This window comes from Candidatus Polarisedimenticolaceae bacterium (assembly GCA_036376135.1).
GTDB lineage: Bacteria > Acidobacteriota > Polarisedimenticolia > Polarisedimenticolales > DASRJG01 > DASVAW01.
In genome coordinates this window covers 1-23,555 of sequence record DASVAW010000002.1, presented here as the reverse complement: position 1 = coordinate 23,555, position 23,555 = coordinate 1, and the positions used below count along the sequence as shown (strand labels likewise).

At 71.7% G+C, this 23,555-nt stretch carries 12 protein-coding genes; 2 read left to right on the top strand and 10 right to left on the bottom strand.

Annotated features, from left to right (window positions below):
• Positions 1–24 precede the first annotated feature (24 nt).
• The 6 genes from VF139_00230 to VF139_00205 form a co-directional block, all read right to left on the bottom strand.
• The gene (locus tag VF139_00230) at positions 25–3,279 is read right to left on the bottom strand and encodes a CusA/CzcA family heavy metal efflux RND transporter (protein ID HEX6849801.1); all 3,255 of its coding nucleotides are present in this window, start codon (positions 3,277–3,279) and stop codon (positions 25–27) included.
• On the bottom strand, positions 3,266–4,654 hold the full coding sequence (locus VF139_00225) for an efflux RND transporter periplasmic adaptor subunit (protein HEX6849800.1): 1,389 nt from the start codon (positions 4,652–4,654) through the stop codon (positions 3,266–3,268). Before VF139_00225 ends, VF139_00230 begins: the two co-directional genes overlap by 14 nt.
• Positions 4,651–7,797 (bottom strand): hypothetical protein, encoded by a 3,147-nt coding sequence (locus VF139_00220; GenBank protein ID HEX6849799.1) that lies wholly within the window; start codon positions 7,795–7,797, stop codon positions 4,651–4,653. The genes VF139_00225 and VF139_00220 overlap by 4 nt, the downstream gene beginning before the upstream one ends.
• 22 nt (positions 7,798–7,819) lie before the next feature.
• Complete coding sequence (locus VF139_00215) at positions 7,820–9,847, bottom strand: multicopper oxidase domain-containing protein (GenBank protein ID HEX6849798.1); 2,028 nt, start codon at positions 9,845–9,847, stop codon at positions 7,820–7,822.
• Between the two features lie 193 nt (positions 9,848–10,040).
• Positions 10,041–12,740: a patatin-like phospholipase family protein gene (locus VF139_00210; protein HEX6849797.1), complete on the bottom strand. Its 2,700-nt coding sequence runs from the start codon at positions 12,738–12,740 to the stop codon at positions 10,041–10,043.
• Complete coding sequence (locus VF139_00205; GenBank protein HEX6849796.1) at positions 12,737–13,954, bottom strand: NAD(P)/FAD-dependent oxidoreductase; 1,218 nt, start codon at positions 13,952–13,954, stop codon at positions 12,737–12,739. Before VF139_00205 ends, VF139_00210 begins: the two co-directional genes overlap by 4 nt.
• Before the next feature lie 36 nt (positions 13,955–13,990).
• Between VF139_00205 and VF139_00200 the strand changes: the two genes are divergently transcribed.
• The gene (locus tag VF139_00200) at positions 13,991–16,243 is read left to right on the top strand and encodes a fused MFS/spermidine synthase (GenBank protein HEX6849795.1); all 2,253 of its coding nucleotides are present in this window, start codon (positions 13,991–13,993) and stop codon (positions 16,241–16,243) included.
• Here the strand turns inward: VF139_00200 and VF139_00195 are convergent.
• Genes VF139_00195 through VF139_00180 form a run of 4 tightly spaced genes read right to left on the bottom strand, consistent with a single transcriptional unit; the run spans position 16,240 to position 21,585 of the window.
• Positions 16,240–17,565, bottom strand: coding sequence for an aminotransferase class V-fold PLP-dependent enzyme (locus VF139_00195; GenBank protein ID HEX6849794.1), 1,326 nt, complete (start codon positions 17,563–17,565; stop codon positions 16,240–16,242). The genes VF139_00200 and VF139_00195 overlap by 4 nt on opposite strands.
• Before the next feature lie 19 nt (positions 17,566–17,584).
• On the bottom strand, positions 17,585–18,004 hold the full coding sequence (gene arfB, locus VF139_00190; protein HEX6849793.1) for an alternative ribosome rescue aminoacyl-tRNA hydrolase ArfB: 420 nt from the start codon (positions 18,002–18,004) through the stop codon (positions 17,585–17,587).
• Positions 18,001–21,012, bottom strand: a complete 3,012-nt coding sequence (locus tag VF139_00185; protein HEX6849792.1) for a pitrilysin family protein — start codon at positions 21,010–21,012, stop codon at positions 18,001–18,003. The genes arfB and VF139_00185 overlap by 4 nt, the downstream gene beginning before the upstream one ends.
• 39 nt (positions 21,013–21,051) lie before the next feature.
• Positions 21,052–21,585 (bottom strand): sigma-70 family RNA polymerase sigma factor, encoded by a 534-nt coding sequence (locus VF139_00180; GenBank protein HEX6849791.1) that lies wholly within the window; start codon positions 21,583–21,585, stop codon positions 21,052–21,054.
• Positions 21,586–21,840: 255 nt separating this feature from the next.
• Between VF139_00180 and VF139_00175 the strand changes: the two genes are divergently transcribed.
• On the top strand, positions 21,841–23,555 hold a 1,715-nt coding region (locus VF139_00175), incomplete at its 3' end, for a serine/threonine-protein kinase (protein HEX6849790.1).

The following is a 23,555-nucleotide window of genomic DNA, read 5'->3' as shown; positions in this document are numbered from 1 at the left end:
GTTCCTCCCACAGCGCTTCGGCCTTCACGAGGATCGCAGGGACCTCCCCCGCCACACCTCGTAGACCGCGGGATAAACGAGCAGCTCGAGCAGGAACGAGGTCAGGATTCCGCCCACCATCGGCGCGGCGATCCGCTTCATGATGGCCGATCCCGCTCCCGTCGCCCACAGGATCGGAAGCAGCCCGACGAAGGTCGTGGTGACCGTCATGAACTTCGGCCGCAGCCGCTGCACCGCCCCCTCGAGCACCGCGCGGCGGAGGTCGTCGCGGGTGTTCATCCGCCCCTCGGATCGTGCCTGCTCCCAGGCGAGGTCGAGGTAGAGAAGCATGAAAACCCCCGTCTCGGCGTCCACGCCCAGCAGCGCGATCAGGCCGACCCAGACCGCCGGGCTCATCGCGTAGCCCAGCGCCCACACGCAGGCGATCGCGCCGACCGCCGAGAACGGAACCGCCAGCATGACGATCGCCGTCTTGGTCGGCGAACGCGTGTTCATGAGGAGCAGGATCAGGATCAGCAGAAGCGTGATCGGCACGACGACCAGGAGGCGCTCGCGCACGCGCACCATCGACTCGTACTGGCCGCTCCAGCCGATCGCGTACCCCGGCGGTACCTTCACCTTCGCGCGCAGGAGCGCGTCGGCCTCCTCGACGTACGCGGCGGGATCGCGACCCGCGAGGTCGACGTAGACGTAGCCGGTGAGCAGGCCGTCCTCGTTGCGGATCATCGACGGGCCCGTCGAGACGCTCACCTCCGCGAGCTGGGCGAGAGCGACCTGGCGGTCGCCGCTCCCCGCGGGAACGAGAACGCGCCCGACGGCGTCGGGATCGGACCGGAAGTCCGGCAGGTAACGCACGCTCACGGCGTAGCGGGCCCGTCCCTCGACGGTCGTCGTGATCGACTCTCCGCCGATGGCCGCCTGGACGACCTCCTGCGCCTCCTCCACGGTGAGCCCGTACCGCGCGAGCGCGTCCCGCTTCCAGTCGATGTCGAGGAAATACCCTCCCCCGGTGCGCTCGGCGAAGACGCTGCGTGTTCCCGGGACGTCGCGCAGCACGCGCTCCGCCTCCACCCCGATCGACTCGATGGCCGCGAGGTCGGCCCCGGAGATCTTGAGCCCGACCGGGGTGCGGATCCCGGTGCTCAGCATGTCGATGCGCGCCTTGATCGGCATCGTCCACGCGTTGGAGAGCCCCGGAAGGCGAAGGGCGTCGTTGAGCTCCTCGACCAGCCTCTCCTGCGGGATGCGGTCGGAGGTGATCCGGCGCAGGAGCGGCTTGACGAGCTCGGGAGCCCACGACGAGTACCACGTGTCGACGCGGCGCCACTCCTCCTCGGGTTTCAAGACCAGGACCGTCTCGAACATGGACAGCGGCGCGGGATCGGTCGCCGTCTCCGCCCGGCCGGCCTTCCCGAGAACGCGGGCGACCTCGGGAAAGCCCATCATCACCCGGTCGGTGACCTGGAGCAGGCGCTGCGCCTCGGTTGCGGAGATGCCGGGCATGGTCGTGGGCATGTAGAACAACGCCCCCTCCTCGAGCGGGGGCATGAACTCGCTTCCCAGGCCGAGGAAGAGCGGGACCGTCGCGAGGAGCAGGACGATCGCGACCGCGAAGACCGCTCCCTTGTGATCGAGCGACCACCGGGCCGCGGGGGCGTAGGCGCGCATGAGGAACCGGCTCACGGGGTGACGCTCCTCCTGGCGGATCGTTCCCACGAAGGCCGCGTTCGCCGCCGATGCGAGCCACGCGGGACGGAAGGCGTACCGCTCGCGCCGGGTGAACAACATCCGCAGCGCCGGGTCGAGGGTGATCGCGAGGACCGCCGCGATCGTCATCGCCAGGATCTTCGTGTAGGCGAGCGGCTTGAAGAGGCGTCCCTCCTGCGCCTCGAGGGCGAGAACGGGGAGGAACGACACGCCGATCACGAGCAGGGAGAAGAAGCTCGGCCCCGCCACCTGTCCGATCGCCCGCCGGACGACCTCCCGGTAGTCCCCGACGCTCCCCGCGCGCTGCCACTCCTCGAGTTTCTTGTGGGTCTGCTCCACGACGACGATCGCGGCGTCGTCGAGGGCGCCGATGGCGATCGCGATCCCGCCGAGGGACATGATGTTCGCGGTGAGCCCCATCCAGCCGAAGGGGAGGAACGCCAGGAGCACCGCGAGGGGGATCGTGACGATCGGGATGATCGAGCTCGGCAGGTGCCACAGGAACAGCAGGATCACGATCGAGATCGTGAGTACGACCTCGAGGATCGCGGTCGTCAGGGTCGAGATCGCGCGCCGGATCAGCTCCGAGCGGTCGTACACAGGGACGACCCGCACCCCCTCGGGGAGTCCGGCCTCGATCTCGCGGAGCTTCTCCTTCACGCGGCCAATGACCTCGAGCGCGTTCCGACCCTGGCGCACGATCACGATCCCGGAGACGGTGTCCCCGGTGCCGTCGAGGTCGGCGACCCCGCGCCGGAGCTCCGGTCCCTCGACGACGACGCCGAGGTCGCGAACGCGGATCGGCGAGCCGGTGTCCCCCGCCGCGACGACGACCTCCTCGAAGTCCTGGATCGAGCGCGCGTAGCCGCGGCCCCGCACCATGTACTCCGCGCCGCCGAACTCGACGAGGCGGCCCCCCACCTCGACGTTCGCGCCGCGCACCGCGTCGACCACGTCGGCGATGGGAATGCCGTAGGCGCGCAGCCGATTCGGGTCCACTTGGACCTGGTACTGCCGGCGGAAGCCGCCGAGGGGGGCGACCTCGGCGACCCCGGGAACCGCCTTGAGGTGGTAACGCAGGTACCAGTCCTGCAGCGAACGCAGCTCGTCGAGCCCGCGCGAGCCCGTCGTGTCGACGAGGACGTATTGGTAGACCCACCCGAGCGCGGTCGCGTCGGGGCCGAGCTGCGTCTGCACCCCCTCCGGGAGGGTCGGGAGGACCGCCGAGAGGTATTCGAGGGTGCGCGAGCGCGCCCAGTAGACGTCCACGTCGTCGTCGAAGAGGACGTAGACGAACGAATAGCCGAAATCGGAGAAGCCGCGCACCGCTCGGACCCCCGGCGCTCCGAGCATCGCGGAGACGATCGGGTAGGTGACCTGGTCCTCGACGAGGTCCGGGCTCCGATCCCACCTCGAGTAGACGATGACCTGCGTGTCGGTCAGGTCGGGGATCGCGTCGAGCGGCATCCGCGAGAGGGACGCGAGGCTCCAGAGCGCGGCGAGCGCCGTGATCGCGAAGACGAGCGCCTTGTTGCGGATCGAGGCGTCGACGACCCGTTCAACGAGCGTCATGGCCCAGCTTCGCGGCGAAGGCGTCCCGGCAGCCCGGCGCGCAGAAGGACGTCGTCCTCCCGTCGTGCTCGAGGACCAGCCCCTGCGCGCGGGCCTCGGCCACGTCGACCTCCATCCCGCAGATCGGGTCTCTCGCTTTCGCCCGGTCGGGGGGCGACGCGCGCATCCGGCTCTCGGAGTCGAGGAGGAAGTTCCCCGAAACGACCACGCGCTCGCCTTCCTCGAGCCCGGCCACGACCTCCACGTCCCCCGAGGCGCTCCAGCCGGTCATGATCTCCCGCGGCTCGAAGATCCCCTCGTCGCGCTCGACGAAGACGGTCCTGCGCAGTCCGGAGTCGATCACCGCGGAAGCGGGAACGACGAGGGCCTCCGGGAGCTCGAACGACGCCTCGACGTCCACGAGCATGCCCGGCCGAAGGACGAACCCCGGGTTGTCCGCCTCGAGGCGAACCTTGAAGGTCCGCGTCGCCGGGTCGAATTGGGGAAGGGCCGCGCTCACGACCGCCGCCAGCATCGCGGTCGCTCCTCCGAAGCGCACGATCGCCCTCGTCCCCGGCGCGAGCGCCGCCGCGTCGGCCTCCAGAACGTCCGCGAGGACCCAGACGCGCCGGAGGTCGGCGATCGTGAACAGCTCCGTCGCGCGGTCGAAGCGTTGCCCGATCGAGACGTTGCGCTGCAGGACGAACCCGCGGGCCGGCGAGCGGATGTCGACGAGGGTCGCCCCCTGCCGGGTCCTCGCGATCTCGTCGACCTGCGTCTCCCCCATCCCGAGGTTGAGCAGCGCCTGCCGGGTGTTGCGGACGTTGCGGCGGTTGAGGGTGAGCTGCTCGTCCGAGGCGGTCCCGCTCGCCGCGTACCGGTCGAGCGCCTCGAGGGCGTAGAGGTAGGCCTGCTGCGGGCCGAGGATCTCCTGGCTGTAGAACGACGCGAGTCGCGCGTCCCGGTCGACGACCGAGCCGGTCGTCGAGGCCCCGAGCTCGCGGATCCACCCCTCGGAGATGGAGTAGATGCGGTAGAGCCGGCTCTCGTCCACCGCGACGCGACCCGGCAGGCGCAGGTTGCGCGACGCGGCCCGGCGGTTCACCGCCTCCACGCGGACGCCGATGAGCTGCTGCCGGTCGGCGCGCACGCGTACCGCCCCGTTCGGAGCGGGTGCTTCGCCGTCCGCGTAGACGGGCTCGAGCGGCATCCCGCACGGCGCCGTCCCCGGCTCCGACGAGCGGAACGACGGATTCATCGGGTCGACCCAGTAGAGGACCTTCCGCTCTCCCGACGGCGCCGTCCCCGCCTCGCGCCCCGCGAGCCGGTAACCGCCCACGAAGGCGAGGGGGATCATCACCAGCAACCCGGCGAGCAGCAGTCGGGGGCGATTCAAGGGCAGGCCTCCGCCGACGCGGCGATCTCCGCATCGCGTGAACTCGGCTGCGACGACCCGGGGCCGTCGAAGCTCCCGCTCCCGCCGCAGGAGACGGCGCGCGCGAGGTACCAGTAGCCGTCGGCCGCCCCGGGATTCGACGGGTCGTCGAGGCTCGTCGCCGCCAGGTCGTCCGCGAGGCAGCGGTCCGTCGCCGTCGTGAAGTTCCCGCCCGAACCGCGGAGGAGCGCGGTCGTCCCGCGCACGACGTCGTAGGCGGACGCTCCCGCGGCCGCGGCCCAGCGGATCGTGATCCCGTCGACCCGCAGCGACCCGACCGTTCCCGGCACGGGGGATGTGCACGCCGTCGCGCAATACGACGCCCCGTCGGCGAGAGACGCCCCCGCCGCACGGCCGCCCCACACGATCATCCGCTCCCCGGTCCAGACGGCGGTGTGCCCCTGGCGCGCCGATGGCCCGGGCGCGGTCGCGCGCCACGCATCGGAGCCCGGGGCGTAGATCCCTCCGGTGTCGAGCTCCACGCCGTTCACCCCGCCCCACACGATCATCCCGCTCCCGGTCCACACCGCCGTGTGTTCCTGCCTTGCCGACGGCCCCACGGGGGTCGCGCGCCAGGTATCGGAGGCGGGGTCGTAGCGGGCGCCGGTATCCAGCGGGGCGCCGTTCGCTCCTCCCCAGACGACCATCTCGGCGCCCGTCCAGCAGGCGGTGGCGTAGGTGCGTGCGGAGGGGGCGCCGCTCGTGGACGTCGGCGTCCAATTGCCGCTCGCCGGGTCGAGCCCGGAGCCGGTCGCGGTCGCGCCGCTTCCGGTCGTGCCGCCCCAGACGATCATCCGCGTTCCCGTCCACGCGGCGACGTGGCCGTACCTCCCCGCGGGTCCAGGGGGAATCGGCGTCCAAGCATCTGCCGCCGGGTCGTAGGTCGCCCCCGTTCCCGACGCCGTCCCGTCCCACCCCCCCCAGACGAGGACGCTCGAGCCCGTCCCGACCGCCGTGTGGAGGTAACGGGCGCTGGGAGCGCCGCTGCCGGCGGTCGTCGACCATGCGTCGGTCGCCGGGTCGTAGAGTGCGCCGGTGGCCGTCGCGGCATTCGGGCCGCGCCCGCCCCAGACGAACATGCGCGAGCCGGTCCACACCGCCGCGTGGCGCTCCCGCGCCGACGGCGCGGCGCCGTCCCCCGCGAGCGAGGTCCACGTGTCCGTCGCGGGGACGTACCGTCCGCCGCTCGCGAGGACGCGCGACGCCGCGCCGGGGGCGTCCTCGACGCCGCCGAAGACGAGGAGCTCCGATCCGGTCCACACCGCCGTGTGACGCCGGCGGCGGTCGGCCCACGCGGAGGTCGGCGTCCAGCGGTCGGCGACCGGATCGTAGCGACCGCCGGTGTCGAGCTCGTGGTCCGCGCCGTCGTAGGCGTAGCCGCCCCACACGAGCATCGTCGTTCCCGACCAGACCGCGGCGTGGTATCCGCGGGGGGACGGCACGGTCGGCGCGGACGACGTCGCCGACCACGTGTCGCCGACGGGGTCGTAGCGCGATCCTGTGGCGGTGTACCCGCCCGCGTCGTATCCGCCCCAGACGATCATGCGCGTGCCGGACCAGACCGCGGTGTGGAGGTATCGCGCGGAGGGGGCGTCCGGTGTGAGCGAGGTGGGCGACCAGCTGTTCGCCGCGGGATCGTACCTGCCGCCGCTCGACACGTATCCGGAGGAGGTGCTCCCGCCCCACACCACCATGCGGTTCCCCGTCCACACCGCGGTGTGCAGCGAACGCGCCGACGGCGCGCCGCTCGGCGCGACGGTGCTCCACGCGTCGGCCGCGGGGTCGTAGCGCGCACCGTCCCCGAGCGGCCCGAGGGTGTCGTCGAGCCCGCCCCAGACGACCATGCGCGTGCCGGTCCAGATCGCCGTGTGGCGGTAGCGGGCGGACGGGGATCCCGCCGAAGCGACCGGCCGCCACCGATCGAGCGCGGGATCGTAACGGCCGCCGCTGTCCAGGTGGCCGAGCGGCTCGTCCCCGCCCCAGACGATCATCTCGGTCCCCGTCCACACCGCGGTATGCCGCTCGCGCGCCGCCGGCGCGGATGCGATCGCCGTCGGCGTCCACGTGTCGCTCGCGGGCTCGTAGCGTCCCCCGCCGGCGAAGACGGCCCCGCCGTCGGTGCCTCCCCAGACGACCATCGACGCGCCCGTCCAGATCGCGGTGTGGTTCCAGCGGGCCGACGGCGCGCCGCTGCGCGAGATCGGGACCCAGACATCCGTCGCGGGGTCGTAGCGCGCGCCGCCGTCGAGCGCGCCGGCGAGTCCCGCGCCCCCCCACACGAGCAGCTCGGTGCCCGTCCAGACGGCGGTATGGGAATCGCGCGCGTCGGGGACCTGGCCGGCTTCGATGCCGGACCAGGTGTCTTCGGTGCACGTGCCGTCGGGGGCGCGCAGGCCGAGCGGCACGCCGTCGTGGGCGACCGGCTCGACATCGGACACCAAGCGCGGCCACCAGCGTTCGTAAGGCAACTTGTCCCAGCTCGCGATGGCGACGACGGCGCCGTCGACGCGAACGCGGAAGAAGCGGTCGGCATCCTCGAGTACGGAGCTCCACCTCCCCCGCGGGATCGCCGCGGGCTCGCGACGCGGGGTCGACGCGGGACCGCGCTCGCCGAACCACGCGGCGAGCGCCGGGTGGTCCAGGGAGTCCCGCAACTCGACCTCGGTGTCGGGAGCGACGCGATCCACGGCGCGACCCCGCACCTCGGACTGGAATGCGGCATCCGCGGCGAAAGCCGAACGCAGCCTGCGCTCCACGAGCGCGGGGGCCGCGACGCACCGGCCGAAGCGCTCGGGGTCGCCGCCGAGGGCGGCGAGCATCTCCCGCAGGCGGGCGGGATCGCGCGTCGACGCGGCCATGCGGTCGACTTCCCCCTGGATCTCCGCTCGCGTGAGAGGGGCGGCGCGCAGCGCCGCCAGCGCCCGGGCCTTCGCGGCGTCGCGCTCGACGAGGGCTCGGAGCGTCTCCTCGGCGAGCGCCTCCCCCCCGCCGCGGTGACGGCGGGCGACCTCCTCGAGCGCGCGGCGCGGCTCGAGGCAGAAATCCTCCGCCGCCGCCGTTCCCGGGAGAACGGCGGCGGCGGCGAGGCAGAACAGGCGCACCATCGGGGCCTTCGTCCCGAGGAGACTAGGGGGTCACCTCGTAGCGCCGCATCATCTCGTTGTCCTCGTGGTCGATGATGTGGCAGTGCCAGACGTACCCCGGCCCTCCCGGGTATCCGAAGCCGTCGTCGAGGACGCCGAGCTTCGCGGTGGGGTCGAAGGGATAGAGGTTCACGCCGGGCTGCGCCGCGGCGCTCGGCGTGTTCGTGGGCGCCCAGCGGACCGCGATGCGAAGCACTTCGCCGGGGTTGGACTGGACGGTGTCCTTCCACCCTTGCTCGTACGGGTACGGCCCCATCGGCATCCCCTGGAGGTACGGTCCGGGATCGGGGTTGCCCCCGCAGACGGTGCCCGGCAGGCAGTTGCCGTAGGCGAGCGGCGGGCCGAAGCCCGGCATCAGAACGCCCGGGGGATAGTTCACGCCCTTCCACAACCCGCCGGGGAACGACGCATCGTAGGCGGAGACGTACTTCGAGGACTGCAGCGCCTGGCGACTGAGCACCTGGAAGTCGACGAGGTGGGTGTGGATCGGATGGCTGTCGGCGGAGATGTTCACGATCTCCCAGATCTCCGTCGATCCGACGCGGGGCTTCTCGTCGAGCGTCCCCTCGACGCCGAGGTCGCCCAGCTCGGTGTTGTTCATGAAGAGGGTCAGCGGGCCGTTCGCTCCCTGCTCCTCGTTGAGGGTCAGGCGGCGCGTGGGAACCTGCGCGGGATCGGGGTTCAACCGGACGATCCGGTTGTTCGGCCGCAGCACGCATTCGCCGGCCCCGGGATCGCAGCTGTGATCCACGACGTCGGTCCCGTCGGAGATCCGGAACTGGAGGATCTGGCCGACGGTGCGCGGGTCGGCGGGAGCGCCGACCGGGTACGGCGACTTCGCGTTGTTCGTGAGGAGCGTGGTCTCGCGCTTGGCGCGGCGGAAATCGACGATGAGCTCGGCGCGCTCGCCGGGGGCGAGCAGCAGGGTCTTCAGCGGGACCGGGGCGTCGAGGTAGCCGCCGTCGGTTCCGATCTGCCAGACCTTCACGCGCGGGTTGTCGAAAGCGAGGTTGTAGAAGCGGGCGTTCGAGCCGTTGAGCAGACGCAGGCGGTAGCGGCGCGGCTCGACGTCGAAGTACGGCCAGCTCTTCCCGTTCACGAGGATCGTGTCCCCGTAGAACTCGGGGAGCCAGAACGGGTGGACGTCCGGGTTGTCGCCGACGGCGGGGAAGATCAGCTGCCCGTTCGTGTCGAACAGACGATCCTGGATCACGATCTCCTGGTCGTACTTGCCCGTCGGGAGATTCTGCGGGTCGTTGACGGGATCCTGGAGGAAGTAGAACGCCGCCATCCCCATGTGCGGAGTCAGGCGCGTGATCCCCAGAGCGTGGTCGTGCATCCAGATCGTCGCCGCCTCCTGGCCGTTCGGATACGTGTAGACGTTCGTCACGTAGCCGGGGCCGGTGATCGGCTGGTTCCCGGGAGTGTTCGGCGTGAACCATGCGTCGGGGCCTCCGTCGAACGCGGAGGGAACCTCGCCGCCGTGCAGGTGCACGCAGACGGGGACCGGGCCGTCGTAGGGGGAGAAGCTCGCCCCCTGATCGAGGGGATCGGCCCAGTTCAGCGTGGCGTCGACCGCGAAGATCGGCGCTCCGCCGCCGCCGGGGTACGACTGCAGGAACGGGTTCACGAGGTCGTTGAGGAACGTCATCGTGGTCGGCGTGCCGCGCTTTGCGACCACGGTGAAGCCGGGGTAGTAGACCGGGAACGAGCGACCGTCCGGGCCGAGCTCCGTGAAGCCGTATCCCCAGACGAACGTGCCCGCGCCGAAGGGCGCGGGGAGGTTCTCGTAGATCGCGGCGGGGAGGACGCGTTGCTGCACCTCCGCCATGCGGACCTCGAGAGGTTGGGTGGCGTCCACGCGCGCCGGGAAGACCGGCATCGGATCGACCCATTTCTGAATGTTGGTCCCGGGCAGGGGCACCTGCTGCGCGGATGCTTCCGGCATCGCGAGCAGGGCCGTCGCCGTGACCAGGAGCACGAGGCTTTCCCTGGCGAACGACCTGCGCATGATTCTCAAGCCCCCTCGACGTGGCGACGAGATACCCGGTCGCCGGGTCGTCGCCTGCCCCGGCGCGGTGTGCCCGGAATCGGGCATCCCCGTTGCGCAAAGGAGTACCGGAGTGCGGCGACGATCACAAGAAACATGTGCCGCGCGGGCGTTGACTTTGGGCAAGGCGCATGGGGGGGAGTCCCGCGGCGCCTCACCGCCCCGGCAGCCGGATCCTCGGTCCCGGCCACGGGACCGTGAACGGTCGCGCGAGCAGGTAGACGGTGTTCGAGTCCTCCGAGCCGCGGGCGAATCCCAGGACGAAGGGGCCGTACCGGCCGTAGGAAACCTCGGTGAAGATCGCGACGCCGTGTCCCCTGCGGTCGAGTGTCTCGTCCGCGCGCACCTCCCCCATCTCCCAGGACGCGGCGCTCGCCCCCGCGACGAACGACGTCCCCGCGAACTCGGCGACGCGCACGCGCAGCGCGACGGTCCCGCGCCGGATGTCGGGGGACAGGCCGCGCGCGGGGAGCATGCCCGGAGCGTCGCTCCAGCTTCCGACGTCGCTCCACCGGTCGAGGGGAAGCGGCCGGTCGTCCTGCGCCTCGGCGCCGTGCAGCTGCAACGCCGCCCAGACCCGTCGCGCGCTCCCGAACGGGAGGTGCAGCGCGAGGTTCGCGGTCGCGACCGCCGCGCGCCGCTCCCCCGCGAACGGAAGCGTCGTGAACAGCTCCCAGGCGATGCCCGCGGTCGGCCGGGCTGGATCGTCGCGGCGATCGCCGCTCCACGCGAGATCGACGGCGTAGTCGATGCTCGGCTCGTCCGGGTCCTCCGAGGGATCCCGCCCCGTGCCCACGCCGGCGGGCTGGAGGAACGCGTCGTCCTCCACGGTCCGCACCGCGAGGAGCGCCTCCGGGGTTCCCCAGCGCCCCTGCCGCGTCCGGACGCCGAACGCCCCGGCCTGGAGCCCGAAGCCGCGGGACCCGCGAAGCTCGCCGCTCGGGCCGTAGTCCGGCAGCCGCGTCCGCGCGACGACCCCGCGCGCCACGAGCCAGCGGCTGGGCGGGGTCACCTCGATCGCGAGCTGCTGGCCCAGGCGCCACGCCGCGACCCTCGCGTCCATGTCCCAGTGCGCCCACCCGGCAAGCGAAGGCAGCGAGAAGCGCGCGAATACCGTCGGCCCCAGGGCGTCGCTCAATCCGGGCTGGAGCGTGGCCTCCCACGCGGGCGGCTCCTCGACGTGGAGCGTCACGCCGTACCCCTCCCCCTCGCGCGCGACCGACAGGGTGCGGACCGACTCCGCTTCGCGACGGTGATCGAGCTCGACGAAGAGATCCTCGAGCCTTCGCAACGTCGCGGCCCCTTCCAGGCCGTCCGGGGGCTCCGACTCGACGAGCTCCCCCGACGCCGCCGAGACCGCGTCGAGACGGACGAGGCGTCCCTCGTCCACGACGACGCGGAGGACGCCGGTTTCGGCCTCCCACTGGACCTCGCGCAGCGAGCACAGGAACAAGCCGCGCTCCCGGGCGCGGATCAATGCCGCGTCCACCGCCGCCATCACGGTTCGCGGCAGGACCGGCGACGGGAGCCGGTCGAGCCGGATCCCTTCGAACTCCGGCACGAGGGCGGGAGGCACGTCGAGACGCAGCTCCCGGACGACCGCGCCGCGGCCGAGGACGACCTCGACCCGCCCGTCCGGGTGGACGCGGAGCCGACCGTCCTCGTAGCCGCCTCGCCTCAGGATGCGGATCAGCTCGAGCTCGAGGCGCAGCGCCGAAACCGCGCGCGCGGATCCGTCGATCCCGAGTCGAACCGCCATCTCCGCCGCCATGATCGACTCGACGCCCTCCCCCGCCTCGATCGCGCGCACGGCGAAACGGGGGGCGTCGCGCTCGAGCGCCGCGAGGACCTCCTCGCGATGGGCCTGCCACGCCTCGCGCCCGATCTCCACGGTCGTCGCGACGTTGGAGTGGAAGTCGACGAACGAGATCTCGCCGACCGCGATGTTGATCTTCGCGTCGGCGCTCGCGAGCAGGGCGCGGCGCTGTTCCGCACCGGAGATGTCGTAGCTGCGGGCGATCTGCGCGGTCACCGAGGAGATGGCCGGAGCCGCGGCGAGGTCGCGTCCGTCGATCGTGAGCTGCACGGCGACGACCCGGTCGACGCCGGCCTCGCGCGCCGCGCGCACCGGCACGTTCTCGAGGGCGCCCCCGTCCACGAGCAGTCGCCCCTCGTACGACACCGGGCGGAACAGCGGCAGGCCGATGCTCGCGCGCACGATCACCGGGAGCGTGCCCGAGGCCGGCGCGAAGCGCTCCCCCGAGACGAGATCGGTCGTGACCGCCCGAAAGCGGATCGGAAGCCGGTCGAAGTCGCCGCCGGCCGCCACGCTCGCCCAGGAGAGGTGGCGCACGAGCTCGATGTTCAGGGGTGCGTCGGAGACCAGGCCGCGATAGAGGAGCGGCGAACCGCCGCGGCGGCGGCCGAACCTCAGGAGAGCCGCCTGGGAGGCGAGCGGGTCGTCGGGAGAAGAGGCGCCGCGCGGACGCGCCTGCCGGGTCAGGACGGTGTTCCAGTCGTTCTCGATGAAGGAGCGCTCGATCTCGTACGGCGACGCCCCGACCGCGGCGAACGCTCCCACCATCGCGCCGATCGAGGTCCCCGCGATGGCGTCGGGACGCAACCCGTCGTCCTCGAGCGCCTCGAGCACGCCGATGTGCGCGATCCCCCACGAGCCGCCCCCGCCGAGCGCGAGCGCCCAGCGCGGCGAGGACGACGGCCGCCAGTCGGCGAACCACCGGAACACGCCGTCGGGGGGGATCCGCTCGGGACGAAGCTCGACGACCTCCTCCCCGGACGCGCCCCGCCACGCGAGCGCGGCGAGGAGCAGCGCCCCGGCTCGCGCCCGCCTCAACGCCGATCCTCGCCCGCGCGCGCCGCCGCTCGCCCCGCGAGGTGCCCGGTCGCCCACGCCCACTGGAAGTTGAAGCCGCCGATCCGGCCGTCGCAGTCGAGGATCTCCCCCGCGAGGTGGAGCCCCGGAGTCGCCTTCGACCGCAGGGTGCGGAAGTCGACCTCCGCGAGGGGCACCCCGCCTGCGGTCACCTCGGCGTGGTTCCAGCCGCGGTCGCCCACGACGGGGAGCTCGAGCGCGGTCAGCGCGTGCACGAGCCGGCGCCGATCCTCCCGCGCCAGCCGCGCCGCGCGCTCGCCGGGATCGATCCGCACGTGCCGCGCCAGCGCCTCCGCGACCCGCGCGGGGAGCCGGTCGGCGAGGGCGTTGGCGAGCGTGCGCCGCTCGCCGACGAGCCAGCGCTCCACCCCCTCGAAGGGCTCGCCCGGGAACATCGACGCATGAAGCGTCGCGCCGGGCGTTTCGATCCAGGCGCGGCTCGCGTCGAGGACGACGGGACCGCTGACCCCGAAATGCGTCCAGAGCAGGCTCCCGACCCGCCGCTCGGCGACGCGCCCTTCCGCGCGCACGGTGAGCTCGACCTCGTGGGACACCCCCGAGAGCGAGGCGTGGAAGAACCCGTCGGCGAGCAGGAGCGGGACCAGCGCCGGAAAGGTCGGCGTCACCGTATGCCCGAGCGCGCGGGCGAGCGCGTATCCGGAGCCGTCGCTGCCAGTCGCGGGGACCGAGCGGCCCCCGGCCGCCAGGATCACGCGCCGCGCCCGGAGGGTCCCGTCGATCCGGAACCCGTCGTCCTCCACCGCGACCGACGCGACCTTCGAGGAGGTCCGGATCTCGACGCCCAGCTCGCCGCACCGGCGCACGAGAGCGTCGAGCACGTCGCGCGCGCGATCGCTCGCCGGGAAGAGCTTCCCCGTCGCCTCGCGCTTCAGGGGAACGCCGAGCGACTCGAACCACCTCGCCGCGGCACCGGCGTCGAACGCGGCGAGCACGTGCTTCACGAAGGTCCGGGAACCGTGGAAGTCCTCCGGGCGGACGGCCTCGTGCGTGACGTTGCACCGTCCCCCGCCGGCGATGAGGATCTTGGCGCCGAGGCGGGGTGCGCCGTCGAGGAGGACGGTCCGCGACCCCGGCGACGTCTCGGCGGCGAAGATGCCCGCCGCGAGCCCCGCGGCCCCCGCCCCGACGATCGCGACCGCACAGGACTCCGCCATCGACGGCGCATTATGGACGCCGTATAAACTCCCGCGATGCTCGCGACGTTCTTTCTGGCCATCCTGACCGGCGCGGGCCTCCTCTTCCTCGTCCAGCCGATGGTGGCGAAGATGCTGCTGCCCCTGCTGGGCGGCAGCCCCTCCGTATGGAACACGTGCATGGTCTTCTTCCAGGCGGGGCTGCTCGCCGGCTACGCCTACGCCCACGCCCTCGGGTCCAGGAGATCGCTCCGCGCGCAGGTGGCGGTCCACGGCGCCGTCCTGCTGCTCCCCTTCCTCTTCCTGCCGATCGGGGCGCGCGGCCTGAGCGCCCCGCCGGAGAGCGGCTCGCCGGTCGTCTGGCTCCTCTCCGCGCTGACGTGGACGTGCGGGCTCCCGTTCTTCGTGGTCGCGACGACGGGCCCCCTGATCCAGCGCTGGTTCTCGCGGACCGGGCACCGCGACGCCGCCGATCCCTATTTCCTCTACGCGGCGAGCAACGTCGGCAGCTTCGCGGGCCTGCTCGCCTACCCCTTCGTTCTCGAGCCGTGGCTGACCCTGCGCGGACAGGCGGGGTTCTGGACGGCGGGATACGGCCTGTACGTCCTGTTCGTCCTGGCTTGCGGGGCCTTCGTCCTGCGAAGGGGGCACGCGCCTTCGCGCGCCGCCGACGCCGTCGACGACGCCCCGGTGTCGTGGGGAGACCGCCTGCGCTGGCTGGTGTACGCGTTCGTCCCGTCGAGCCTCCTGCTCGCCACGACGCAGTACCTGACGACCGACATCGCCTCGGTCCCGCTCCTGTGGGTCGTCCCCCTCGCGTTGTACCTGCTCACGTTCGTGATCGTGTTCGCCAAGGGGCGGCCCTCGTGGCTCGTCCCGGCCTCCGGGGTCGCGCTCGCGATGCTCGCGGTCGCCGTCGCCGCCGTGACCTTCCCGGGCGTGGAGCCGGACGGTCTGGTCGAGCTGACCCTCGCGCTCGCCGCGATGGTCGCCGCGGCGCTCGTCGCCCACGGCAGGCTCGCCGACGCCCGGCCCGCCGCGTCGCACCTCACCCAGTACTACCTCGTGATCGCCCTCGGCGGCGTCCTCGGCGGCGCCTTCAACGCGCTCGTCGCGCCGGTGGTCTTCAACGACGTCCTCGAGTTCCCGCTGATGCTCGCCGCCGCCTGTTTCCTCCGGCCGGCCTGGGGCGCGCCCGAGCGCCGGAGCACCGCGCTCGACCTCGCCGTCCCCGCGGCCCTGGCGCTGCTGCTGCTCGGCACCGGCCGGTTCGTGCAGGCGGCGGAAGGGTTGTCCCCCCTGGCGCGCACGTGGCTCGCCGTCGGACTCCCGTCGACGCTTTGTCTCGCGACCCTGGGGTGGACGCGGCGTTTCGGCCTCGCCTTCGCCGTCCTGCTCGGATTCGCGTGGACGCGGACGGCGCAGTCGGTCGACGTGATCCACCAGGAGCGGACGTTTTTCGGCGTCCATCGCGTGCTCGACTTCGAGGGGAAGCCCTACAAGATCGACGAGGGGAGCTCGCTGATCTTCGCGAACCCCTACCGCGTCCTCCTGCACGGCCCGACCCGCCACGGGATGCAGTCGCTCGACGTGAGGCGTCGCGCCATGCCGACGACCTACTTCCACCCGTCGGGGCCGATCGGCCAGGTCTTCGAAACCCTGCACGCCCGCGGGCGCCCGGTGCGCATGGGACTGATCGGCCTGGGCGCCGGCTCCCTCGCCGCGTACGGGGCCCCCGGGGACGCGTTCACGATCTACGACATCGATCCGGCGGTGGTGCGCATCGCGCGGAACCCGGAGTGGTTCACGTTCGTCTCGGAGTCGAAGGCGACGCTCGACTTCGTCCTGGGCGACGGCCGGCTCAGGATCGCCGAGGCCGACGACGCGACCTACGACCTCATCGTCATCGACGCCTTCTCGAGCGACGCGATCCCGGCGCACCTGCTCACCAGGGAGGCGGTCGCGATCTACCTGCGCAAGCTCAAGCCCGACGGGCTGATCGCGTTCCACCTGTCCAACCAGTACGTCGACCTCGCCCCGGTGGTCGAGGCGATCGCGCACGCCCTCGGCCGGCGCGGCGCGGTCCGATGGGACGAGGCGACGGGATTCGGCGCGGTCGTCGAGGCCAAGGACGACTCGACGTGGGCCGTCCTCGCCGCGTCGACCGACGCCCCGTTCCCGTTCGACGGCGACGCGCGGTGGTGGTCGATCCCGCGGGAGGAGCTGGACGCGACGCGCGCCCGGTACCTCTGGACCGACGACTACTCCAACGTCGTCGGCGCCATGAAGTCGTTCCGGCCGCGACGCTAGGCGGAAAGCTCGGCGACCGCTTTCACCGCGAGGTCGATCTCCTCCTCGGTGTTCATGATCCCGGCCGCCAGCCGCACGACCGATCGCGGATAGGGGCTGCCGCTGGCGACGACGCGCCTGCGCAGCAGCCCCTCGACGACCGCGCCGGTCGCCATCCCCTCGACGTCGAACCCGACGAGGCCGGCGGAGAGGTCCGGCGACCTCGGCGTCCACAGCCTGACCCGACGGTTGCGCGAGAGGCCGTCCTTGATCCTCGCGTTCAGCGCGTGGATCCGCTCGGCGATCCGCGCCCTGCCGATCGAGGCGTGAAACGCGAACGCCGCCTCGACCGCCCACGCGTGCTCGAACGCGTGGAATCCGCCCGGGGTGAACCAGTCGGCGCGCGGCGGCCCGGCGGGCGGCTCCCCCTTCTCCCATGCCTCGTACGGCGCCAGGCCGTCGAAGGTGGGAATGGTCGGGGCCATCTCCGCCCAGACCTCCGCCCGCGCCCAGACGAGGCCCGTTCCGCGGGGGCCGAAGATCCACTTGTGGGTCCCGGAGACGAAGACGTCGATGCCGGTCCCCGCGACCGCGACGTCCTCGACGCCGAAGCCGTGGACGCCGTCCACGACGACGCGCACGCGCTCGCGCTCGGGACGTCCGGCATTGACCTCCCGAACCGCCGCCGCGATCGCCGCGAGCGGGAGCTTGAGCCCGCTTTGCGAATGGACCCAGGTGATCCCCAGCACGCGCGTCGCCGGACGGATCGCCTCCCGCAGCCGCGCGACGATCGCCTGCTCGGTGACGGCGGGGAGCTCCTCGAATCGATCGAAGAGGGGGACCCGGCGCACCGTCGCCCCCGCGCGCGCCGCCGCGAGCCTCGAGGCTTCGTGGTGGACGTAGTGGTCGTGGGTCGTCGTCAGGATCTCCTGCCCGGGGCCGAGCGGAAGACCGAGGTAGACGAGCGCGAGCCCCGCCGTCGTGCTCTGGGTGAGCGCCACCTCCTCCGGACGGCCACCCAGGTACGAGGCCGCCGCGCGCTTCACCCTCAGGGCGAGGTTCTCCTCCGGCTTCCCGAAGCAATGCCGCTCGACCGTCTCGAAGGGGTCGGCGTCGAGCATGTCGCGGTACCGCTCGACGGCGTCGCGGACCGGTTTCGGATGGGACACGAGGAAGAAGGACGAGAGGTGGATGAGGTCGCGCCTCAGGCGGAACGAGGCACGGACGTCCGCCCACGCGTTCGGCTGCGTCGCGACGGAAGCGAAGGTGCGGGGGGCGGCGGCTGCGGTCGCGAGCGCGATCCCGCTCCCCGCCAGGAAGGTGCGGCGGTCGAGGATGGTCATGGGGCCTCCGCCCCCGACTCTAGTCCTCGCCCTTGGACGCGCGGAGCCGTTTCTTCGCACCCTCCCGCTTTTTCGCGTCCACGCGCCGCGCCTTCGCCGACCGGGAGACCCGCGTCGGCACGCGGGGCGCCTCCCGCGCGAGCGCCCCCGCCAGCAGCTCCACGAAGCGGGCGATCGCCGCGTCGCGGTTGGCGCGCTGGCTGCGCTCCCTGGATGCGACGACCCGCAGGATCCCCTCGCGGCTGATCCGCGTGCGCAGCCGATCGAGGATCCGCGCGCGCTGCGCGGGGTCGAGGCTCGGCGATCCCGCGACGTCGAAGCGCAACTCGACGCGGGTCGCCGTGGTGTTCACGTGCTGGCCCCCGGGCCCCCCGGCCCGGCTGACGGCGAAGTCGATCTCCTCCTCCGGGATCGAGGGGCCCCCCGGGACGTCGATCACGGCTTCGAAGGCGAAGGCGCGGGGGCCGCGTCGTACCCGCCGGTGAAGACGGTCTCCTTCGGGAGGACGGTCAGCGGGAAACGCGCTCCGAGGGCCTTCCGGTCCTCCTCGGGGAACGACCCGAAGACCGCGACCGTGAGGTTCGCGGGAGCGAGGTACCGCTTCGCCACGCGGGAGACGTCCTCGACCGTCACCTTCTGCACGGCGTCGAGGAAGGTCCGGTCCCAGGTGTACGGCCGGTCGTCGAGCTCGGCGGCGAGCAGGCGGCTGACGATCGAGAAGTCGTTCGTGAACCGGAACACGAACCGGTTGCGCCACGCGTCCATCTGCTCGGCGATCTCCTCCGCGGAGACCGGCTTGGCCACGATCTTGTCGATCTCCTCGAGCACGATCGAGACCGATCGGGCGACCGAGGGTGCCTTGGTCTGGTACCCGACGCCGAACGAGCCCGGGATCCCCGGCCGCGACTGGTGCCCGATCGACGACGACACGCCGTAGGTGAGCCCCTCGTCGGAGCGCAGCCGCTCCATCAGGCGCGACCGGAAGCCGCTCCCGCCGAGGATGTCGTTGAGGATCTCGAGCGCCGCGTGGTCCTCGAGGGGCGCCGTGCGATCGACGGGGATCTGGTGGGCGAGGCGGATCGCCGGCTGGGGGATCTCCTTCTCCACCAGGAACGCCCCGGGCTTCACGACCGGCTCGCGCGTGATCCACACGCGGTCCTTCACGGGAGCGCTGCGCCAGCCCGCGAAGGCCCGGTCGATCTTCCCGAGCATCTCCTTCCTGTCGAAGTCCCCGACGACGGCGACGTAGAGGTTGTCGCGTCCGAAGTGCCTCTCCCACACCTCCCGGACCGACTCGGCCGTCACCTTCTCGATCTCGGCCCGGGAGGGCACGTACCCCAGGCGCGGGTGCGACGCGTTGAAGATCCACCCCTGGAGCGTCCCCGCGCCCGAGCCGGGCGAGTCCCAACGCCGCTTCATCCCCTCGATGAACTGCCCCCGGATCGTGTCCAGCCGTCCGGGATCGAAACGCGGCTTCCGGAGCATCTCCATCGCGAGGCCGAAGGCGTCGTCGAAGTTCCGCGAGAGGGAGAAGAACGAGCCGCCGCACTCCGTCGAGCCGGCGAAGAGCGAGAACGACATCCCGAGGTCTTCCTTGCGCTCGTCGAGCTGCTCGGGGGTGAGGGACTCCGTGCCGCCCTGGTTCAGCAGCTGCGTCGCGAGCGAATACGGCGCGAGCCGCTCCACCGGCACCGCGTTCGAGCCGCCCAGCCACGTCATCCCCATCTCGACGGTGGGCGCCGAATGGTCCTCCCGGATGAAGACCGTGACCCCCGAGGGGAGGACGACGCGCTCCACGTCCTTGCCGATCTCCGGGAGCTTGAGGGTGACCGGCGCCGCTCCGGTCAGCATCGTCATCGCCTCGGCGAACCCCTTCGACTGGGACGCCCCGCGTCGCGCGGGCTCTCCGCCGCGGGCGTGCGCCGTGTCGGCGCCCCGCTCGGCCTTCGCCCCTCCCGGCGTCTTGCGGACCTCGACGACGCTGCGGCGTCCCGCCGCGAGGTACTGCTTCGCGACGCGTTGCACGTCCTGCGCGGTCACGGCGCGGATGCGGCGCTCGTATTCGTCCATGTAGCCGATGCCGCCGGTGAGCGACACGGAGTCGGCGATCTGGAAGGCGAGGCCGAGATTGCTCTTGAGGGACGTCGCACGGCTCACCTCGACCTGGATCTTGGCCCGGTCGAGCTCCGCCGCGTCCGGAGGTTCGTCCTGGATCCGCTTGATCTCGCGGTCGATCGCCTTCTCGAGGTCCGCGATCGGGGTCTCCCCCTTGGGCGTCGAGGAGAGCGAGAACCAGCCGCCGTGCGCGAGGCTCGCCTGACCGGTTCCCACCGACGCGGCGAGACGCTCTTTCTGGACGATCGTCTTGTCGAGGCGCGACGAGTCGAGGCCCCCGAGAACCGAGCCCAGCACCTCGAGCGCGTAGCTGTCCGGGTGGCCGTCGCGGACCGTCGGCCACGCCATCCGGAGGGAGGGCTCCGCGTCGAACTCGACGACGCGACGGCGCTCGCCGCGCGGGTCGGGCTCGCGGGTCACGACCTTCGGCGGGATCGTCTGTCGTTTCCACGAACCGAAGTACTTCTTGGCGAGCCGCTCGACGTCGGCCGTCTTCACGTCGCCGACGAGGACCATCGTGCAGTTGGTGGGCGAGTAATACGTGCGGAAGTAGGCCATCGCGTCGTCGTGGGTGAGCTTGGCGACGTCCGACGGCCAGCCGACCACCGGCGTCCCGTAGGGGTGGGCCGGGAACAGCAGGGACATCAAGGCCTCGTTCGCGGTTCCCTGCGGGGAGTTCTCCGTGCGCAGGCGCCGCTCCTCGTGGACGACGTCGCGCTCGCTCCAGAACTCGCGGAAGACGGGGTTGAGGATCCGGTCGGCCTCCATCCGGAACCACAACTCGAGCCGATTCGCCGGGAGCTGCATGTAGTAGTTGGTCTGGTCCCACGACGTGGACGCGTTCATGCCGACGGAGCCCGCGCGCGTCATGACCTGGTCGAACTCGTTCTTGACGACGAGCTTCTTCTGCTCGGCCGTGAGCGCGTCGATCTCCTTGCGCAGTCGCTCGACCTTCTCCTTGTCGGGGGGACGGAACGGATCGTCCTCGCGCTCGGTCTCGGCCTGAAGCTCCATCCACGCCGCGTTGATCCGGTCGAGGAGGGGCTTCTCCTTCGCGAAGTCCGTCGTGCCGAGCGTCGGCGTGCCCTTGAACATCATGTGTTCGAGCAGGTGTGCGATCCCGCTCCTGCCCTTCGGGTCCACCGCGCCGCCGACGTCGAACTGGTAGAGAGCGGCGAAGGTGGGCGACGCCGGCCGCTCGAGGACGTAGATCTCGAGGCCGTTGGCGAGGGAGACCGTCTTGATGTCCAGCGACGGTTTCGCCGGCGCCTGGGCGGCGACGGGCGGGAGGAGGAGTTGGAGGGCGGCGACGAGCAGGATGGAGCGGCGCATGGCCGGAGGCTAAGGAGGGGGCGGGAAGCTGTCAAGCGATCAGGCGTCGATCTCCAACCGTCGCGAAAGACGCACGAGTGCCCTCGCCACCGCCATGCGTGCGGCATCCGCGGTCGGCCGGCCGAGCGCGAGCGCGATGTCCCTGTATGTCATGCCGAATTCGACCCGGCAGACGATGGCCTCGCGATCGTCGGGATCGAGCCCTTGAAGAGCCGCCTCGAACCGGGTCATCCGCTCCTTGCCGATCAGGGCCTCGAGCGGTGACGCTTCGGAGCTCGATTGCAGCTCCGGGTCCACATCCGCGCGGGGACGCCGATGCGCCCTGCGGACGTGGTCCCGAATGGAGTTGAGAATCGTCTGCCGTAGGTAGGACTGGAAGTCGGGACGGACCTCGAGGCGGCCGGGCTCCGCGACGGCACGCGCGAGGGCGTCCTGTACGAGGTCGTCGGTGTCGACGCCGTCCCGCGCCCAACCCGGAAGCCGCCCGCTCGCCCAGCGCTTGAGGTGCGGGCGGATCCGAGCGGTCAGCTCCTCCGTCGCTCCGCGGTCTCCCGCGACCGACCGTCGGAGCAACTCGAGATTGGAAACCGGCTCCGTGTCGTCCAACTCCGTCCGCTTCCCCATGGGATCCCGATCGACCGGATCATACTCGTGTCGGCGTCGTTCGGTCATGTCTCCGCGGCCGTATCGGCAGCCGGGACCGCCGTTTCCCGCCGAGGCGGCATCCCCGACTGGGTTATTCTCCCTGACAGGCGGAGGCCTTGACGTGAGCGAGGGGAATTCGGGACCCGGAGCCGAGCGCGAGACCGCGCCGGTGCGGAATGCGGCATGAGCGAAGAAAGAGACTCGCTTGTCCGACTGGCCGCGCTGGTCTCCGACAGAAAGCCGATCGACTGGGACCTCGCGATCGCCTCGGCGCCGGAACCGGACGAGAGAGCGGATGTGTTGCGTCTCCGCGCCGTGGCCGAAATCGTCGATGCCCACGCCCTGCTGCGGGCGGACGAGCCGCCGCCCGGGACTCCACCCGGCGAGCGGCCCCCCGCGTCGGTGCCCGGAACCCCGTTCGGCAGATACCGGATGATCGAACGCCTCGGCCAGGGAGGGATGGCGGTCGTGTGGCGCGCCGAGGACACATTGCTCGGCCGTTCGGTCGCGTTGAAGTTCCTTCGGCCGGAGCTCGAGGACTCCGAGACCGCGAGGCGCAGGTTCCTTCGAGAAGCCCGCTCCGCGAGCCGCCTCGACCACCCGGGAATCGGGACCGTCTACGACTTCGGCGAGCAAGACGGCCGCCCCTACCTGGCGATGCAGCTGATCGAGGGTGGAACGGTGGCCGCGCGTCTCGCCGAACGTGGACCGCTGGCGCTCCGCGAAGCCGTTACCTTGGCGAGGGATGCTGCGCAGGCCCTCGACCACGCGCACCGTCGGGGCGTCACTCACCGCGACATCTCGGCTCGCAATCTGATGCTCTCTCGAGACGGTCGCGTCGTGGTCGTCGATTTCGGGTTGGCGGCACTCGACGACGGGGTCAGTCTCACGCAAACGGACGCCGTCGTGGGGACGGCCGCGTACATGTCTCCCGAGGTCATCCAGGGAGAGAAGGCCGACCCTCGAAGCGACCAGTTCTCGCTCGGCGTGGTCGTTTACGAGATGTTGACCGGTTCGCGCCCTTTCGACGCGGACCGGATCGGGACCGTGCTCTGGAGGGTCGTGAACGAGCCCATGGAGCTCCCGAGTTCGCGGAGGGCCGATATCCCTGCGGTGTTGGACCGCCTCCTCTCGGGCATGCTCGCCAAAGCGCCGACCGACCGGTACCCGTCCCTAGGTGCCGTCGCGGACGAGTTGGACGATTTGCTCCGAACCGGCAGTCTCCCGGAATCGCGCGATGAGACGGCCACGCTCGTTCCCGGCTCGCGTCCCACGTCCGCTCCCATGCGCGCCTCGTCGACACGGGCGTCCCGGCCCGCGCCGTCGTCGAAGTCTCGCTTCCTCTGGATCGCCGTGGCCGGGCTCGGAGTCCTCATGGTCTCCGCGGCGATCCAGGCTTGGATGCAACGTGGCACCGAACCGACCGCCGCGTCGTCGGACGTCCGTTTCCGCTCGGTCGCGGTCCTTCCGCTCCGGAATGACAGTACCGCGAAGTCGGAGACGGAACACCTCGGCGAAGGCCTCGCGCAGAGCCTCATCAGCAAGCTCACGCAAGTAGGGGGGGTCGAGGTCACGCCGTGGATGACCTCGCGGCGGTTTCGGGACCCGGCCGACGATCCGTCTCGCGTGGCCGCGGAGCTCGGCGTCGAAGCGCTGCTCGTCGGGCACTTCCGGGCGGACGCCGAGCGGCTCCGCGGGACCATCACGTTGATCGACGGCGGCACGGGACGCCAGGTCTGGGCGGACGACTTCGACGAGGCAGCCGGGGACTTGTTCCGGGTTCAGAACCGGATCGCCCTCGCCGCCGCCACTCGGCTCTCCGGAGCGTTGACCGGAACGCAGGTCGATCGTTTGACGACGCCGATCGGCAGCAACGCCGAGGCCTACGAGCTCTACCT